This window comes from Microvirga sp. M2 (genome assembly GCF_047497095.1).
GTDB lineage: Bacteria > Pseudomonadota > Alphaproteobacteria > Rhizobiales > Beijerinckiaceae > Microvirga.
This window is the reverse complement of sequence record NZ_CP134063.1, coordinates 4,140,939-4,157,943: the sequence shown is the minus strand read 5'-3', so window position 1 is coordinate 4,157,943 and position 17,005 is coordinate 4,140,939. Positions and strand designations below refer to the sequence as shown.

Below are 17,005 nucleotides of genomic sequence, written 5' to 3'. Positions count from 1 at the left end.
TCATCCATGATCAAATCAGAACTGGTGCTCAAGCTCGCTGAGCAGAACCCGCATTTGTACCAACGCGACGTCGAGAAGATCGTGAACGCGATTCTCGACACGATCGCGGACGCGCTGGCGCGGGGCGACCGGGTGGAATTGCGCGGCTTCGGCGCCTTTTCCGTCAAGAAGCGCGACGCCCGCACCGGCCGCAACCCGCGCACGGGCGAGTCCGTTTCCATTTCCGAAAAGGTCGTTCCCGTCTTCAAGACGGGCAAGGAAATGCGCCAGCGGCTCAATGCCCCGGCTTCGAAAGTGCTGAAGGCCGCCGCAGCCCAATAACAATGCTCGTGAGGTGCTCGTGATTCGCTTTCTGAAGGCGCTCATTCTTCTGCCGGTTGCGATTCTGGTCGTGTTGCTCGCCGTTGCGAATCGCGCTCCGGTGACCCTGTCGCTGGATCCATTTTCCAAGGATGCGCCCGAATTCGCGGCACAGCTTCCTCTCTTTGCCGTGATCTTCGCCGCCGTCATGGTCGGCGTCGTCATCGGCGGCACGGCGACCTGGCTGGCCCAGGGCAAGACCCGCAAGGCCCGTCGCCGCTATCGCCGCGAGGCCGATCAGCTGCGCCACGAAACCGAGCGCCTGCGCAGCCAGAACGCCGCGGCGGGCCTGCCGGCCACCCTGCCGTCTCCGCAATCGCCCGGCTTCTAGCGCTGTCGTTGACCGTGCGCGTCGTTTCATCAGCCGAGATCGACCGGATCCTCACCTTTCCGGCTCTCGTGGAGGCGCTTGCCGAGGCCTTTGGCGGCGACATGGTCACGCCGGTGCGGCACCATCACGAGATCGAGCGCCCGGGCTCCCCGGGAACGCTGCTGCTGATGCCGTCCTGGACCGGTCCGGCCGCAGGGGGCGGATTCGTGGGCGTGAAGGTGGTTTCCGTCTTTCCGGACAACGGGGCGAAGAATCTTCCCAGCGTCATGGGGTCGTACCTCCTGATGAACGGCGAGACGGGCGAGCCCGTCGCCGTTCTCGACGGCACGCGCCTCACGGTCTGGCGCACGGCCGCGGCCTCCGCGCTCGCCGCGCGGCATCTGGCCCGTGCGGACGCGGCCCGGATGGTGATGGTGGGAGCGGGCGCGCTCGCACCGTTCCTGATCCGCGCTCACGCGAGCCAGCGGCCCATTCGCGAGGTCTCCCTCTGGAATCACAGGCCCGGCAAGGCCGAAGCCCTGGCGGCCGAGCTTCGTGCCGAGGGCCTCCCGGTCACGGCCGTCACGGATCTGGAAGCGGCGGTGCGCGAGGCCGACCTCGTCTCCTGCGCGACCCTTTCGACCGCGCCCGTCGTGAAGGGCGCGTGGCTGAAGGAAGGCGCCCATCTCGATCTTGTGGGCGCGTTCAACCTGACGATGCGGGAGGCCGACGACGAGGCCCTGCGCAGGGCCCTGGTCTATGTCGATACCGAGGCCGCCCTCTCCGAAGGCGGGGACGTGGCCCTGTCGCTCCGGGAGGGGGCGATCGAACCGGGGCATGTGCGCGGCACCCTGTTCGACCTCTGCCGCCATCCGCCGCGGCGGAGCGACAAGGCCGTCACCCTGTTCAAATCGGTCGGCACGGCCCTGGAGGATCTGGCTGCGGCGATGCTGGTGTGGCGTTTGTTGCCCAAAACGTCGTAGAACGGGCCCATGACCAATCTGATCAAGATCTGCGGGCTGTCGACCCCCGAAACCCTGGCGGCCGCGCTCGATGCCGGCGCGGACATGGTGGGGTTCGTGCGCTTTCCGAAAAGTCCCCGCCATGTGACCCTCGATCTCGGCCATCGCCTGTCCCTGCAGGCCAAGGGCCGTGCCCGGCGCGTCGTGCTTCTGGTCGATCCCGGCGACGAGGAGATCGCGCAGGCCGTCGAGGCCATCAACCCCGACCTGATCCAGCTTCATGGGCGGGAGAGCCCCGAGCGGGTCGCCGAGATCCGTTCCATGATCCGCCGTCCCGTCATGAAGGCTTTCGGCATCGCCGAGCGGGGCGATCTCGCGGCTCTTCTTCCCTATGCGGGAGCCGTCGAGCACATCCTGCTCGACGCCAAGCCGCCCGGGGCGGAAGGCTCCCTGCCCGGCGGCAATGGCATCTCCTTCGACTGGACGCTCCTGAATGGGCTTGACCCGGCTCTCTCCATCATGTTGTCAGGAGGCCTCAACCCCGACAACGTGGCGGAGGCCATCCGGCTCACCAGGCCCCAGGCCGTCGACGTTTCATCGGGGGTGGAAAGCGGACCGGGCCGGAAGGATCCGGCCAGGATCGAAGCCTTCGTCAAGGCAGCCCGGACAGCATTCGCTGCCCAGCTATAAAAGGAAGAACGCATTTCCTCGACAGGGAAACCGGAATCCATTGTCCGGGAAATGCTCATTTTAAGGCAGGACAGGCCCGTGTCAGCTCAAGCCCAACCCAATTCCTTCCGCACCGGTCCCGACGAGCGCGGGCATTTCGGTCAGTTCGGCGGACGTTTCGTCGCCGAGACCCTGATGCCGAACATTCTCGAACTGGAGAAGGCCTATAACGAGGCCAGGAACGATCCGGCCTTCCATGCCGACATGGAGTATTTCTCCAAGCACTATATCGGCCGTCCGAGCCCGCTCTATTTCGCGGAGCGCATGACCGAGCATCTCGGCGGCGCGAAGATCTACTTCAAGCGCGAGGAGCTGAACCATACCGGCGCCCACAAGGTGAACAACGTGCTGGGCCAGATCCTTCTCGCCCGCCGCATGGGCAAGAAGCGCATCATCGCCGAAACCGGCGCAGGCCAGCACGGCGTCGCCACCGCCACCCTCTGCGCGCGCTTCGGCCTCGAATGCATCGTCTACATGGGCGCCGTCGACGTGGAGCGGCAGAAGCCCAACGTCTTCCGCATGAACATGCTGGGCGCCAAGGTGGTGCCGGTCCAGTCGGGCACCAGGACGCTCAAGGATGCCATGAACGAGGCCCTGCGCGATTGGGTCACCAACGTCGCCGACACCTTCTACTGCATCGGCACGGTGGCGGGCCCGCATCCCTATCCCGCCATGGTGCGCGATTTCCAGTGCGTCATCGGCGACGAGACCCGCACGCAGATGATGGAGGCCGAAGGCCGCCTGCCGGATTCGCTCGTCGCCTGCATCGGCGGCGGCTCCAACGCCATCGGGCTGTTCCATCCCTTCCTCGACGACAAGGGCATCGAGATCTACGGCGTGGAGGCTGCGGGCCATGGGCTCGACAAGCTCCATGCGGCCTCGCTCAGCGGCGGCCGTCCGGGGGTGCTGCACGGCAACCGCACCTACCTGCTCATGAACCATGACGGGCAGATCAACGACGCCCACTCGATCTCGGCGGGCCTCGACTACCCCGGGATCGGCCCCGAGCACTCATGGCTGCACGAGATGGGCCGCGTGAACTACATCTCGGCCACCGACGAGGAGGCGCTGGAAGCCTTCCAGCTCTGCGCGCGCCTCGAGGGCATCCTGCCCGCGCTGGAGCCCAGCCACGCGCTCGCCAAGGTCATGGAGCTCGCGCCCAAGAAGCCGAAGGATCACCTGATGGTGGTCAATATCAGCGGCCGCGGCGACAAGGACCTGTTCCAGATCGCCGAGCATCTGGGGAGCGAGATCGCTTAACACGCCGCCCGTCATGGCCGTCCCCGGACTTGATCCGGGGATCTCCATCCGGGGATCTCCCGGCCATCCGCGTCTTCACGAACCGCAGCGCCGCAAAGACGTGGATCCCCGCGACAGGCGCGGGCATGACGACATGCGTTAAACGATTTCATCCCGTGTCCTTCCCATGCTAAAGACCCGCCCATGACCAAGCGCATCGAAGCCCGTTTTGAACAATGCCGAGCGGAAGGCCGCGCCGCTCTCGTGACCTACATCATGGCGGGAGACCCGGACCCGGAGACCTCCCTCGAGATCCTGAAGAGCCTGCCCAAGGCGGGGGCCGACATCGTCGAGTTCGGCCTGCCGTTCACGGATCCCATGGCCGACGGTCCGGCGATCCAGGCGGCGGGACTGCGGGCCCTGAAGGTGGGCCAGGACACGGTCAAGACCCTCGAGCTCGTCCGCCGCTTCCGGGCCGAGGATCAGGATACGCCCGTGATCCTCATGGGCTATTTCAACCCGATCTATGTCTATGGCGTCGATCGCTTCCTGAACGATGCCAAGGATGCCGGCGTCGACGGCCTCATCGTGGTGGATCTGCCGCCCGAGGAGGACGACGAGCTGTGCCTGCCGGCCCTGAAGGCGGGGCTCGCCTTCATTCGCCTCGCCACTCCGACCACGGACGATCATCGCCTGCCGGCGGTGCTCGCCAATACGGCCGGGTTCGTTTATTACGTTTCGATCACCGGGATCACCGGCGCGGCGACGCCCGATTTCGGAAAGGTCGCCACGGCGGTGGAGCGCATCAAGCATCATACGCCCCTGCCGGTCGTGGTAGGCTTCGGCGTGAAGAGCGGCGCCCATGCGGCGGCGGTGGCCAAAGGCGCCGACGGCGTCGTGGTGGGCTCGGCGCTCATCGATGCGCTGAAGGGCACCCTCGACGATCAGGGCCGCGCGACCTCGCGTTCGGTCGAAGCCGTCACCACCTTGGTGAAGGAATTGAGCGAAGGCGTGCGCTCGGTGGAGAAGCGCGCGGCGGCTTGAAACGACACAAGGGACGTCATGACCGGGCTCGTCCCGGTCATCCGCGTCTTTCCACGCCGGCAGGGCGTGGATGCCCGGACCAGGTTCGGGCATGACGAAAGGGTAAAACGATGAACTGGATTTCCGAAGTCGTCCGTCCGAAGATCAAGACGCTCTTCAAGCGCGAGACGCCGGACAATCTCTGGATCAAGTGCCCGGATACGGGTCAGGTGGTCTTCCACAAGGACGTGGAGGCGAACCAGTGGGTCATTCCCGGCTCGAACCATCACATGCGCATCTCGGCCACGCAGCGCCTCCAGCTCATGTTCGACGGGGGCACCTGGCTCGATGTGGCGCTTCCCGAAGTGCCCGTCGACCCCCTGAAGTTCCGCGATGAGAAGCGCTACATCGACCGCCTGAAGGACGCCCGCGCCAAGACGGGCCAGCAGGATGCCTTCAAGGTGGGCTTCGGCCGCGTCGACGAGCTGCCGATGACCATCGCCGTGCAGGATTTCGGCTTCATGGGCGGCTCGCTCGGCATGGCGGCGGGCGAGGCCTTCGTCAAAGGCGCCGAGACGGCTCTCGACAAGAAGACGCCTTTCGTGCTCTTCGCCGGTTCCGGCGGCGCGCGCATGCAGGAGGGCATTCTCTCCCTCATGCAGATGCCGCGCACCACGGTGGCGATCCGCCGCCTGCGCGATGCGCGCCTGCCCTATATCGTCGTGCTCACGAACCCGACCACGGGCGGCGTGACCGCATCCTATGCCATGCTGGGCGACGTGCATCTCGCCGAGCCCGGCGCGCTCATCGGCTTTGCCGGTCCGCGCGTGATCGAGCAGACCATCCGCGAGAAGCTGCCCGACGGCTTCCAGCGTTCCGAATACCTGAAGGAGCACGGCATGGTGGACATGGTGTTGCACCGCCATGACCTGAAGCCGACGATCGCCCGTCTCTCGCGCCTGTTCATGAAGGCTCCGGCGGCGGCTCCGACCGAGGGCACGATCACGACCGATGTCGCGGCTGCGGCCGAATAAGTGAGGGCAGGGCGGTGGACTCTTCCGATGCGCTGATCGCGCGGTTTCTCGCCCTGCACCCGAAGACCATCGATCTGTCGCTCGGGCGCATCCAGCGGCTGCTCGCGAAGCTCGGTCATCCCGAGCGCCGTCTGCCGCCCGTCATCCATGTGGCGGGCACCAACGGCAAGGGCTCCACCATCGCCTTCATGCGGGCGATCCTGGAGAGCGCGGGCCTCGCCGTTCATGTCTATACCTCGCCGCATCTCGTGCGTTTCCACGAGCGCATCCGTCTCGGGCGCTTCGGCGGCGGGCAATATGTGAGCGAGGACCGCCTCGTCGAAGCCTTCCGCCGGTGCGAGGCGGTGAATGCGGGCGAACCGATCACCGTATTCGAGATCACCACGGCCGCGGCGCTGCTGATCTTCGCGGAAGAGCCGGCCGATGTGCTGCTGCTCGAAGTGGGGCTGGGCGGGCGCTTCGACGCCACGAACGTCATCGACAGGCCCGCCGCCGCCGTAGTGACGCCGATCGGCCACGACCACGCGGAATATCTCGGCACGACCCTTGCGGCCATCGCCAAGGAAAAGGCGGGGATCTTCAAGCGGGGATGCCCGGCCGTCATCGCGCCGCAGGATTATGTGGAGGCCGATCAGACCCTGCACGACGAAGCGGAGCGCATCGGCGCCTCTCCGCTGCTCATCGGCCAGCAGGACTTCTCCATCCACGAAGAGGGTGGCCGTCTCGTCTACCAGGACGAGAAGGGCTTGCTCGATCTGCCGCGTCCGAAGCTCACCGGGCGGCATCAGTTTACCAATGCGGGGACGGCCATCGCGGCCCTGCGGGCGGCCGGTTTCGAACAGTTCGAGACCTCCGCCTTCGAGGCGGGGCTCACCCGTGCGGAATGGCCCGGACGGTTGCAGCGTCTCTCGAAGGGACGCCTGCCGGAAATCGCCCCGCACGGCAGCGAGCTGTGGCTCGACGGCGGACACAACATCGATGGCGGGCGCGTTCTGGCCGCGGCCATGGCCGATCAGAGCGAACGCAACGATGCGCCGCTCGTGGTGATCGCCGGCATGCTCGGCACCAAGGATTCCCAAGCTTTCTTCAAGAATTTCTCCGGCCTCGCGCGGGAGGTGATCGCCGTGCCGATTTCCGGCCAGATCGCGGCGCGCCCCGCCGAGGAAGTGGCCGCCATCGCGGCGAGCGTCGGGCTTACCACCTCCGTCGCACCGAGTGTCGAATCCGCATTGGCTTCGCTCCACAACTACGTTTGGGAACGCCCGCCCCGTGTCTTGATCTGCGGTTCGCTCTATCTGGCAGGTGAGGTGCTGGCAGCCAACGGAACGCTGCCCGAATAAGGAAAGCGGCCATGGCCACCAAAATCTACGTCAACCTGCCGGTGAAGGACCTTCAGCGGTCGGTGCGGTTTTTTCAAACGATGGGCTTCGGCTTCAACCCGCAGCTCAGCGACGAGACCGCCGCCTGCATGGCGATCTCCGACGACATCTTCGCCATGCTGCTCACGGAGGCGAAGTTCCGGGAGGTCGCTCGCCGGCCCGTGGCCGATACCTCGCGCATGACCGAGGTGCTCACCAGCCTCTCGGTGGAGAGCCGCAAGAGGGTCAACCAGCTGGTGGAGAGGGCTCTGGCCCAGGGCGGCCGGGAAATGCGGGAGCCGGAGGATCACGGCTTCATGTTCGGCCGCAGCTTCAGCGACCTCGACGGGCATATCTGGGAAATCGTCTACATGGACCAGGATGCCATGGAGCGGGCCTAGAGCATCGAACGCGAAAAGTGGGAACCGGTTTTGCGTGGAAAGATGCTCAAGCCAGGAGAGCATCGAACGCGAAAAGTGGGAACCGGTTCACCGTGAAAAGATGCTCACAATCAAAATGTCGAAGCATCGGATATGGGTTCGACGATACATCCGGTTCCTGAGGGCCGGACGGAAAAAGGGGCCGTTTCGGCCCCTTTCGAATTTCAGGCTCAATTTCAGGCTCTTGGAGTGATCAGGCCGAGGCCTGGATCCACTTGGTGAGGTCGCCCTTCGGGGCGGCGCCGATCTTCTGGGCCACCACCTGGCCGCCCTTGAACATCATGAGCGCCGGGATCGACCGGATGCCGAGCTGCGAGGCGATCTGCGGGTTCTCGTCCACATTCACCTTCGCGATCTTCACGCGGCCTTCCATCTCGTTGGAAATCTCTTCCAGAGCCGGGCCGATCATGCGGCAGGGGCCGCACCACTCGGCCCAGAAATCGACCACGACGGGCTCGGAGGATTGCAGGACGTCCTGCGAGAAGCTCGCGTCGGTCACCTTAAAGGTCGCCATCACATCACCTTTGAATTTCTGATACAGCGACTCAAGGCGAGCCGCTCGACGATAGAGCCAAGGTAAGAACGGCGGATCGGGGAATCAAGCAAGGGCAATCTTCCCCTCACGCCGCTTTGATGAGGGTAAGAGCCGATTCCAGCTCGGGTTCCATCAACTCGTGAATGACCGGTCCGGCGGTCCAGACCAGGAAGGTGCGGATGCGCTTGTCCGGGTAGATCTCGGCGAGCAGGGTCCGGTAGAGCGCCAGCTGGGCCACATAGCCTTGGGGCGGTTTCTGGCCAGGCCTGGGCGCGCGGGCCGTGGTCTTGAAGTCGGCCACCAGGACCTCGCGCTCCAGGACCGCGAGGCGGTCGATCTGGCCCGAGACCATGAGCTCTCCGTCCATCGTCGAGACCTTGCCGGCGATGGGGGCCTCCGCCCGGGAGCCGGGCCCGAAAAGCGCCTTCAGATCCTCGTGCTCCAGGACGCCGAGAGCATTGGCGATCACCGTCTCGCAGATCTCGGGGGCGAGGCGCGGGGCCCTGGCCCGCACATAGGTTCGCGCCATGGCCTCCCGGTGCCCCGCATCGAGGGCGGGAAGGCGTTCCAGCAGGGCATGGACCAGGGTGCCGCGAAGCCGTGCCTCGGGGGCATAGGGGCCGTCTCCCGGCCGCGTCATGCGGTCGGCCGCGCCCAGGGCGCTGGAGGGGCGGATCGGCGGCAGGGGCTCCGGCTCCGGCCGAGCCGTCAGGCTCAGCCAGTGCGGCACCTCGAAGGCCTCGAGGGGCGCGACGTCGGATTCCGCGGCGAGCGTTCGCGCGAGCGGCGATCCCTCGCGCCAGAGCTCGATGGGCCCATAGGGAGCTTCGCTGCGCTCCAGGCCGCCTGCCTTCTCGACGAGCCCATGGCGGATCATCTCGCACCAGGCCTCTTGCGGCGAGTCCTTGCGTCCCGTGAGATAGGGGGCGATCACCAGCCGGTCCTTGGCGCGGGTCATGGCCACGTAGAGGAGGCGGTTGTGCTCCTCGTAGCCCTTGGCGTGAAGGACGTCGCGCGCCTCTTCCATCACGCTGCAATCGGCGCTCCGGCCCGGGGCCCAGACGGGAATCGTGTCGCCGGTCCTCGTCGGCAGCGACAGCAGCGGCGGGTCGCGGCCGAGCACTTCGCAGCCGTCGATGAGAATCACGATCGGCGCCTCGAGGCCCTTGGCCCCGTGCACCGTCATCACGCGCACTTCGTTGTTCACGGAGTCGAGATCGCGCTTGATCGTATGCGAGGCCGATTCGAAACGGTTGAGGAAGACGGTGAGCGAGGGCGTCTCCGTCATCTCCGACTGATGCGCGAAGCAGAGAAACGCGTCGATGGCGTCGCCCGCTTCGCTGCCCAGGCGCGCGACGAGCTGCGAACGCCCGCCGCGCGGGCCGAGCAGGGTGGCGAAGAAGCCGAAGGGGCCGTTCTGCGCCGCGAGTTCGCGCCACGCCTGCAACGCCTCGCAGCCGCGCTTCGCCTTGGCGTCGCCGGCTTCCGCGTGGCATTGCAGAGCCGCATGCAGCGATGCGTCGTCCGCCCGGCCGGCGGCGATGCGGATCAGATCGTCGTCGGTGAGGCCGACGAGCGGTGATTTCAGCGCGGTCGCGAGCGTCAGGTCGTCGTCCGGCAGCAGCGCCGCGCGTCCTGCCGCCACGAGATCGAGCACGGCGATATGCTCGCCGATATTGAGCCGGTCCGCACCCGCCACGGGCACGCCCGCTTCCTTCAACGCGCGGATCACGGCCTCGAAGGCGGAGCCGCGCTTGCGCACGAGAACGAGCACGTCGCCCGCGCTCCACATGCGGCCGTTCTCGTCGCCCTTGGTGGTCCAGCATTTCACCGCCTGTGCGACGCGCCGCGCCACGACGACGGGCGGCGATTGCTGCTCGGGCTCGTCGACGGGAAGAACCCAGGCCTCGGGCTCTTCCTCCGCGGCGGGCGTCTCCGTCGGCCACAGCTCCACGAGACCCGGCGCATGCGGGCGGGCGCTTTCGTGCACAGTGCCGATGGCCTTGTCCTCGAAGGACAGGCCCTTGAAGTTCTTCTCGACCGCGAAGGTGGCGTCCACCGCCGAGAGAACCGCTTTCGTGGAGCGGAAGGACATGGTGAGCGACACGTCTTCGAAATGAAGTGCCGCGTTCCTCGCCTCCTTCATCCAGCTCTTGCGCGTCAGTTCGAATTCCAGGGGAACCGCCCCCTGGAATCCGTAGATCGACTGCTTGGGGTCGCCCACGGCGAAGCGCGTGCGGATGCGCCCGCTCGCGGCGCCTTCGCCTGCGGTGAAATCCTCCGTGATCTTGCGCAGGATCTCCCATTGCTGCGGGTTCGTATCCTGCGCCTCGTCGATCAGCACATGGTCGATGCCGCGATCGAGCTTGTAGAGCACCCAGGCCGTGTCGCCGCGCGAGAGCAGGGCCAGCGTCCTGTCGATGAGATCCTGGAAGTCGAGGGCGCCGAGCCGCATCTTCGCCTGTTCGACCCGGTCGTGGATCTCGGCCGCCAGCAGGAACAGCGCCCGCGTGCGCTCGAGGGCGCGCGCGGCCTTGCGCTTGTCCATGAGCCGCCAGATACGGCTTTGCTCGTCGAGGAGCCGCTCCTTCAGGGCGGGGGCGACCGACTTGGTGACGAGGCGCGATTCCGCGCGCGGCAGACCGTCGGATTCCTTCAGGAACACGGACAGATAGTGCTTGAGCTTCTCGGCGGGATCGCTCGCCTCCGCGGCCGCGATGAAGGACGCCGCCCTCTCCTGGTCGGTGGCTTTCCCGGTCATCAGCTCCTGCGCGACCGCGGGCCAGCTCTCCGGTGCGAAGCCGCCCTCCAGCATCGCCTGCTCGATGCCGGCAAGCGTCTCGTTTCCCGACAGGCCGAGTTCCCGCTGCAAGCGCGCGATACCCGTGGGATCGTGGAGGAAGGACTTGCAGCGCAGGGCCGCGTTGAGCGCGGCCGTGAGCGCATCGCCCACGGCATCCACGCTGATGATGTCGAGCGCATCCTTCAAATGAGGGAAATTGCCGTTCGAGGCATCCGCCAGCACGTTCTTCACGGCCTGCGCCAGCATCTCGTCGGTCTGGCTCTCGTCGAGAACGGCGAAGCGCGCGGGCACGTTGGCCTCGAACGGCACGAGATGCAGAAGCCGCTCGCAGAAGGCGTGGATGGTGTCGATCTTCAAGCCGCCCGGCGTCTCGACGGCGCGCGCGAAGAGCGTGCGCGCGAGCTTCACTTCGCTTCTCGTGGGTCGCGCGCCTTCGAGTTCCGTGAGCTCCGCGACGAGGCTGTCCTCGTCCATCGTCACCCAGCGTCCCAGCCGTTCGAACACGCGGATCGCCATGTTGGCGGCCGCCGCCTTGGTGAAGGTGAGGCACAGGATGCGGCCGGGCAGGGAACCCGAGAGCAGCAGGCGCACGACGCGGTCGGTCAGCACCTTCGTCTTGCCCGCGCCCGCATTCGCCGACACCCACGCGGAAGCGCGCGGGTTCGCGGCGCGGCGCTGCGCGTCCTTCGTGTAGTTGGGAATGACGAGATCGTTGCTCATTCGCCGCCCTCGCCCCCGCCGGCGCTCGCCAGCGACCATTCCTTCACGCGCGCCAGATGATCGTATTCGGAGAAGCGCCGCGCATATTTCGGGAAGGGCCGCGAGACGTAAGCCGCCTCGCCCTTCGCGAAGCGTGCGATCATCCCTTCGAAGCGGCGACGATGCTCCTCCACGATCTCGGGGACCGAGCGCTCTTCGTCCCGTCCCGGTTTGATCTCGCGCGGCTTGATCGGTTCGCGTCCGCCGGTCGTGTGGACATAGACGAGATCGGGCGTCTCCTTCGCCATGGGCAGACCCTTGAAGGCGCCTTTCATCAGCATCATCGCCTCCAGCGTCAGTTGCGGCGAGAACCCCGCATAGACCTCGCGCACGCCCGGCGGCTGGCCGGTCTTGAAGTCGATGATCGTGAAGCCGCCGTCGCGTCGATGCTCGATCCGGTCGGCGCGGGCGCGGAGGTTGAAGACCGAGCCGTCCGGGAGCGGGATCGCCAGCCTGCCCGAACGTTCGGCATGGACTTTCGCAAGGCCGGGACGGCGCATCTGCTCCCAATCCAGAAACGCGGCGGCCAGACGCTCGAAGCGGGGCCACCATTCCGCGTAGAGCTCGGGATAAGCCTCTGCGATGCCGGCAAATGCATCCTCGCCGAGGCCCAGCAGGATCTCCTGAGCATGGGCCGGCAGAGCCTCCGGAAAGCGTTCGGCGAACCCGCCGATCACGTCGTGGATGATCGTGCCGCGCTCCGCCGCGCTCGGCGCGACGGCGATCGCCTCCAGCGCATCGAGCTTGAGAACGTGGCGCGCGAAGATCGAATAGGGATCGCGCACCAGGGTTTCGACTTCCGTGACGCTCAAACTGCGCGGGAAGAGGGCGGGATCGGGCTTCGGACGCGGCCGCGGGAGCGCAGGCGCAGGCTCCGGCGTATCGAGGGTGCGCGCGAGGCGGCGGTAATAGTCGCCCGCCTTCACCATCCGGTCCCAGACCTCCTTGCCGGTGAAGGCCTTGAGGCGCTGCAGGAAGCGCGAGGGCACCATGGGCGAGCCGTCGCGTTTGTGCGCGCGGGTGATCACCACGTCGTGCGTGCCGAGCGCCTGCACGAAATCGTGGGCCGTCTGGCCGATGCGCCGCTCGGGCGGCATCAGGCCGACGCGGGCCCGCATGGGGCGGTTGAGGAACGCATCCGTCACCGTGCGCGGCGGCCAGGTGCCTTCGTCCAGGCCGCCGAGCACGACGCGGTCGACGGTGAGAAGACGGGCCTCCAGGAGGCCGAGGATCTTCAGGCGGCGATGGGTGGAGCGTGGGGTGGGGCTCAGGGAGCGCTGCTTGGCGAGTGCGGTGAAGAAGGCGGGATAGTCGACGAAGCGGCCGACGAGCGGATGGCCTTCCTCTTCACGGATGTCCGAATTCTCGAGATCGTCGAAGAGAGCGGCGAGCGGCTCGAGGGACGGCTCGCTCAGGCCCTCTTCGTCCTCCTCGGGCTGCGCGCAGAGAAGCTCGAAGGCGCGCCGGTGGTGCGCCACGAGAGCCATGAGGTCGAGACGATCCTCGCCATGCGCGGCGGGCGTGAAGGTCTCGAAGGTGAGGCCGACACGCTGCAGGAGCGTGTCGGCGAGGTCCCAATCCGCCTCGGTGAGGCGCGCGCGGGGGCGGGGCGTGCGGTGGTCCTTTCCCTGACGGCGTGCCGCGAGCGCGGCGCGCATGCCGTCGATGCCGGGCGCAGGCGCGGGGCCGCGCAGCACGCCGATTTCGAGAACGCTGGCGGCATGGTCCACGGTGGCGCGCGAAAAGCCCAGGCGCACGAGCGGATGCGCCAGCAGGGACAGCAGGCGCACGGGGCTCAGATCGTCGGCCGCCGCCTCCGCGGTCAGACGCGCGAGCCGTCCGGCGGGCGTGTCGGACAGCGGAATGCCCGCCGAATCCTCCACGCTCAGCCCCCAGCGGGCGAGTTCGGCCGTCACCCGTGACGCGAGGGCACGGTCGGGCGTGACGAGGGCTGCGGTCTTGTCCGGGTGAATGAGGGTCTCGCGCAGGGCGATGGCGATGGCGAAGGCTTCCTCGCGCTCGTCCGCGGCTTCGATGATCGTGATGCCTTCGCAGCCGCTGCGGCCCATGCGCAGGCGCTCTTCCGGCGCGATGAGCGCCCAGCGGTCCGTGGTGTCGGCGGGGCGGAGCGCTTCCGACAGCAGATGGTTGCGCGCACGCGCCGGTTCCGGCGGTTCGTCCAGAATGGCGATCGCGGAGCGCGGAATGCGCAGATGCCTGTCGACGAGACGGCGCAGAGAGGCCTGCGGATGACTGTGCACCGGATCACTGTCGTCGTCGCCCGCGCCGCCGATGGTGGCCCAGCTCTCGTCATCGAGATCCGTGTCGAGACCGGGAAGCACGATGGCTCCGCGCGGCAGGCGCGCGATGACGGCCATCAGATTGGCGGTTGCGGGCACCGAGCCGGTGGAGCCTGCGACGATGATGGGATGCTCCGGCCGCTCCCGGGAAAGCCTGCGCGCCTCGGCTTCGAGGAGCGCCGTGCGCCGCTGCGCGGGATCGCTCGCCTGACGCTCGGCGAGGATCTCGGGCCAGTGCTCGCTCGCGATCTGCACGAAGTGGCGGGTGATCTCGAAATATTTCGAATAATCCGAATCCACGGCGAGTTCGAGCGCATGCCAGTCGACGCCTTCCGTCGTGAAGGCATCCATCAGCGTTTCCAGATCGCCCGCGAGGTTCACCGCATCGGCCGGGGAGGCGGGCACCATGAAGGGCACTTCGGGGCCGAGCTGCAGGAGTGCGCGGTCGACTTGAGCCGACCAGCGCTGCACGAGTCGCGTGAGAATGAGGCGGCGTTCCAGCGGCGGAATCGGCGGCTTCAGGCTCGCGGCTTCCGCAAGCGGCGTGCCTTCCAGCCCGGTCATCTCGAATTCCGCTTCGTCGGTCTCGCCCAGAGGCACGATGCGCGGCAGGAGCTGGGCGCGGCCCGCGCCGCGTTCCGCCAGAAGCGCGATCAGCGCGCGGGTGGCACGGCGGGTCGGAACGTAGATCGTGACATCGGCGAGCGCCGCGGGATCGTCAGAGAGAGGCCCGACGAGACGGCCTTCGAGCAGCGCGTCCACAAGGGTCGGCAGAAAGGCGCAACCCGGAGGGATCGAAAAAACGCGCGGCTGGCTCGACACAACGACACCTCATCGCTTGCTCGCGGCAAGGCACTTTTCCGCCTCGGCAATGGTGCGAGGCTCTCCAACATGCAGCCATTGGCCTTCCAGAGGCAAGCCGTAGAGGCGGCCGTTCGCGATGGCGCGGTCGTAGAAGGCGTTGGCCGAGAAGGCTCCGTCGGGCGTTCCCTCGACGAGATCCGGCTTCACGATGGCCACGCCCGCATAGACGAAACCGGCATGCGGATCGCCTCCCCGGCGGCGCAGGCGGCCGTCCGGATCGCGATGGAAGTCGCCGCAGCCCTCGTAGCCGACACTTGTGGATAACGGGGCGACGAGCATCAGGATGTCCATGCGCCGAGGCTCCCATGCGGCCACGAGGCGCTTGAGATTCGGTTCGCCGCCTTCGATCCACATGGAATCGGAGTTGAAGGTGACGAAGGGATCGTTTCCTAGAAGGGGCAAGGCCTTCTTCACGCCGCCCCCGGTTTCGAGGAGCCGGTCGCGCTCGTCGGAAATGACGATCTCCGGATCGGCCCGGGTGCGCAGATGCGCCTCCAGCATGTCCGCGAAGTGATGCACGTTCACCACCACCTTGCCGATGCCCGCCTCCTGCAGCCTGTCGAGCGCGAAATCGATCAGGCTCTCGCCCGCCACCTTCACGAGCGGTTTCGGCATGGTGGCCGTGATCGGCAGCATGCGCGTGCCGAGGCCCGCGGCGAGAATGATGGCGGTATGGGGCTGACGATGAGGGGGATGGGACACGGACAATGCTCAAGCAGAAGGAGGCGTCTCATCGTCGTGCGGGATGAGCCTCGGGAGATAGTTCTCATACCAGACCTTGAGCTTCGCCAAGGCGGGATGCGCCAGATTGCGGACGAGATAGGCTTCGATCCGCGGCAGATGCTTCAGGTAATGGGGCTTGTGGTCGCGCCGGTCGAGGCGGGCGAAGATGCCGAGGATCTTGGTGGCGCGCTGCGCCGCCATGATCGCGTAGGCGCGGGCGAAGGCCGATACGTCGAAGGCGGGATCCGCGCCTTTGCGCTCGCGGGCGTAAAGGCCGATGAGCTTGAGCTCGAGGTCGGCCGGCACGGTGACGCGCGCATCCTGGAGCAGGGAGGCGACGTCATAGGCGGGCGAGCCCAGAACCGCATCCTGGAAGTCGATGAGGCCCACGCGCTGCAGGCCCTCGCGCTCCGCCATCCAGATCAGGTTCGGCGAATGATAATCGCGCAGGGTCCAGGTCGTGGGGCTTGCGAGAATCTCACCGAGCGCCTCCGTCCAGAGATTGAGGAATTCCGCGCGCGCGGAGCCCGAGAGCTGCGTGCCGATGATGTGCGGCACGTACCAGTCGGCGAGAAGCTCCACCTCGATCAGAAGCGCCTCGAGATCGTAAGGGAGGAGCGCGTGTTCGATTTCATCCGCCACGGGCAGCACCTGCGGCAGCTCGGTGGTGTGGAGCTTGACGAGCAGGCGCGTGGCTTCCGCATAACGTTCCGGGATCGGGCCGTTCTCGTCGGTCACGGGATCGGCGCCCAGATCCTCGATCAGCAGAAGGCCTGCATCGAGATCCTCGCCGTAGATGTAGGGTGCGCTCAAGCCCAGCGCGCGCAGCCCCTTGTCCATGGCCACGAAGGCATGAACGGTCTCCGCGAGCTTCGCAATGGTCGTATAGGGCTTGCCGCGCCGCACGGGCGGGCCGACGGGCCGGGGCGGCGAGATCATGAGCAGCGCGGTTTCGCCATTCATCTTGATCAGCCGCTCGTACGAACGGATCACGGATGCGTCGCTCGGCATCGGCAGGCGGACCGCGTCCGACCAGCCGCAGCGATCCACCAGGTTGCGGAACGCCTTGATGCGCTGGAGGCGCGGCGCGAAGGCGCCGGTGCCGGTCAGCATGGCGACGCGCCCGCGGCCTCCGGGCGCGAAATCGAGGCGGATGTCGAGGTGATCGGCGTTCAGCGCGTCCTCGGCGCGCTCGGGCCATTCCACGAGCGCAATCGCATTCTCGGTCACCTCTTCCCAGCCCAGCTCCACGAGCTCGTACCCGCCCGAGAGGCGGTAGAAATCCGCATGGACGATAGGGCAGAGCAGGCCGTCATAGACCTGCATCAGGGTGAAGGTGGGGCTCGGGACCTCGAGTTCCGGTTCGTCCGCCAGGGTGCGCACGAGGGCGCGCGCGAAGGTGGTCTTGCCGGCTCCGAGGTCGCCGGAGAGAGTGACGAGGTCGCCGGGCCTCAGCTCCTCGGCGAGCTTGCGTGCGAAATCCTCCGTGGCCTCGTGATCGGGAAGCGTCACGATCCACGCGGCTTGGGAAACATCCTGCTCGGACATGAGGGCCAATCCATTCAC

14 protein-coding genes are annotated in these 17,005 nt (G+C 66.9%); 9 read left to right on the top strand and 5 right to left on the bottom strand.

Annotated elements, in window-relative coordinates; genetic code table 11:
* The first annotated feature begins 6 nt into the window (after positions 1–6).
* From ihfB to RE429_RS19645, 9 genes are all read left to right on the top strand, one after another.
* Complete coding sequence (gene ihfB, locus RE429_RS19685; RefSeq protein WP_370439046.1) at positions 7–321, top strand: integration host factor subunit beta; 315 nt, start codon at positions 7–9, stop codon at positions 319–321.
* Between the two features lie 19 nt (positions 322–340).
* Positions 341–691, top strand: a complete 351-nt coding sequence (locus RE429_RS19680; protein ID WP_414472349.1) for a lipopolysaccharide assembly protein LapA domain-containing protein — start codon at positions 341–343, stop codon at positions 689–691.
* A gap of 14 nt (positions 692–705) precedes the next feature.
* The gene (locus tag RE429_RS19675; RefSeq protein WP_414474261.1) at positions 706–1,653 is read left to right on the top strand and encodes an ornithine cyclodeaminase family protein; all 948 of its coding nucleotides are present in this window, start codon (positions 706–708) and stop codon (positions 1,651–1,653) included.
* A gap of 9 nt (positions 1,654–1,662) precedes the next feature.
* A complete protein-coding gene (locus tag RE429_RS19670) occupies positions 1,663–2,322 on the top strand; it encodes a phosphoribosylanthranilate isomerase (protein ID WP_414472347.1) in 660 nt (219 codons plus the stop codon).
* 78 nt (positions 2,323–2,400) lie between these two features.
* Positions 2,401–3,621 (top strand): tryptophan synthase subunit beta, encoded by a 1,221-nt coding sequence (trpB, locus tag RE429_RS19665; protein ID WP_414472346.1) that lies wholly within the window; start codon positions 2,401–2,403, stop codon positions 3,619–3,621.
* 183 nt (positions 3,622–3,804) lie between these two features.
* Complete coding sequence (trpA, locus tag RE429_RS19660) at positions 3,805–4,644, top strand: tryptophan synthase subunit alpha (RefSeq protein WP_414472345.1); 840 nt, start codon at positions 3,805–3,807, stop codon at positions 4,642–4,644.
* Between the two features lie 110 nt (positions 4,645–4,754).
* Complete coding sequence (accD, locus tag RE429_RS19655; RefSeq protein ID WP_414472344.1) at positions 4,755–5,657, top strand: acetyl-CoA carboxylase, carboxyltransferase subunit beta; 903 nt, start codon at positions 4,755–4,757, stop codon at positions 5,655–5,657.
* A gap of 14 nt (positions 5,658–5,671) precedes the next feature.
* Entirely contained in the window at positions 5,672–6,997 is a 1,326-nt protein-coding gene (locus RE429_RS19650; RefSeq protein WP_414472343.1) for a bifunctional folylpolyglutamate synthase/dihydrofolate synthase, read from the top strand.
* 11 nt (positions 6,998–7,008) lie between these two features.
* Positions 7,009–7,416, top strand: a complete 408-nt coding sequence (locus tag RE429_RS19645) for a VOC family protein (RefSeq protein WP_414472342.1) — start codon at positions 7,009–7,011, stop codon at positions 7,414–7,416.
* Positions 7,417–7,648: 232 nt separating this feature from the next.
* Here RE429_RS19645 and trxA read toward each other — a convergent pair whose 3' ends face one another.
* From trxA to tsaE, 5 genes are all read right to left on the bottom strand, one after another.
* Complete coding sequence (gene trxA, locus RE429_RS19640; protein ID WP_414472341.1) at positions 7,649–7,969, bottom strand: thioredoxin; 321 nt, start codon at positions 7,967–7,969, stop codon at positions 7,649–7,651.
* A 106-nt stretch (positions 7,970–8,075) separates the two neighbouring features.
* Positions 8,076–11,513 (bottom strand): double-strand break repair helicase AddA, encoded by a 3,438-nt coding sequence (gene addA, locus RE429_RS19635; RefSeq protein ID WP_414472340.1) that lies wholly within the window; start codon positions 11,511–11,513, stop codon positions 8,076–8,078.
* Positions 11,510–14,674 carry a double-strand break repair protein AddB gene (gene addB, locus RE429_RS19630; protein ID WP_414472339.1) on the bottom strand — a complete coding sequence of 1,055 codons (3,165 nt, stop codon included), beginning with the start codon at positions 14,672–14,674 and terminating at the stop codon, positions 11,510–11,512. Before addB ends, addA begins: the two co-directional genes overlap by 4 nt.
* A 9-nt stretch (positions 14,675–14,683) precedes the next feature.
* The gene (locus tag RE429_RS19625) at positions 14,684–15,352 is read right to left on the bottom strand and encodes a nucleotidyltransferase family protein (protein WP_414474260.1); all 669 of its coding nucleotides are present in this window, start codon (positions 15,350–15,352) and stop codon (positions 14,684–14,686) included.
* 75 nt (positions 15,353–15,427) lie between these two features.
* Positions 15,428–16,987 carry a tRNA (adenosine(37)-N6)-threonylcarbamoyltransferase complex ATPase subunit type 1 TsaE gene (tsaE, locus tag RE429_RS19620; protein WP_414472338.1) on the bottom strand — a complete coding sequence of 520 codons (1,560 nt, stop codon included), beginning with the start codon at positions 16,985–16,987 and terminating at the stop codon, positions 15,428–15,430.
* Between the last annotated feature and the right edge of the window lie 18 nt (positions 16,988–17,005).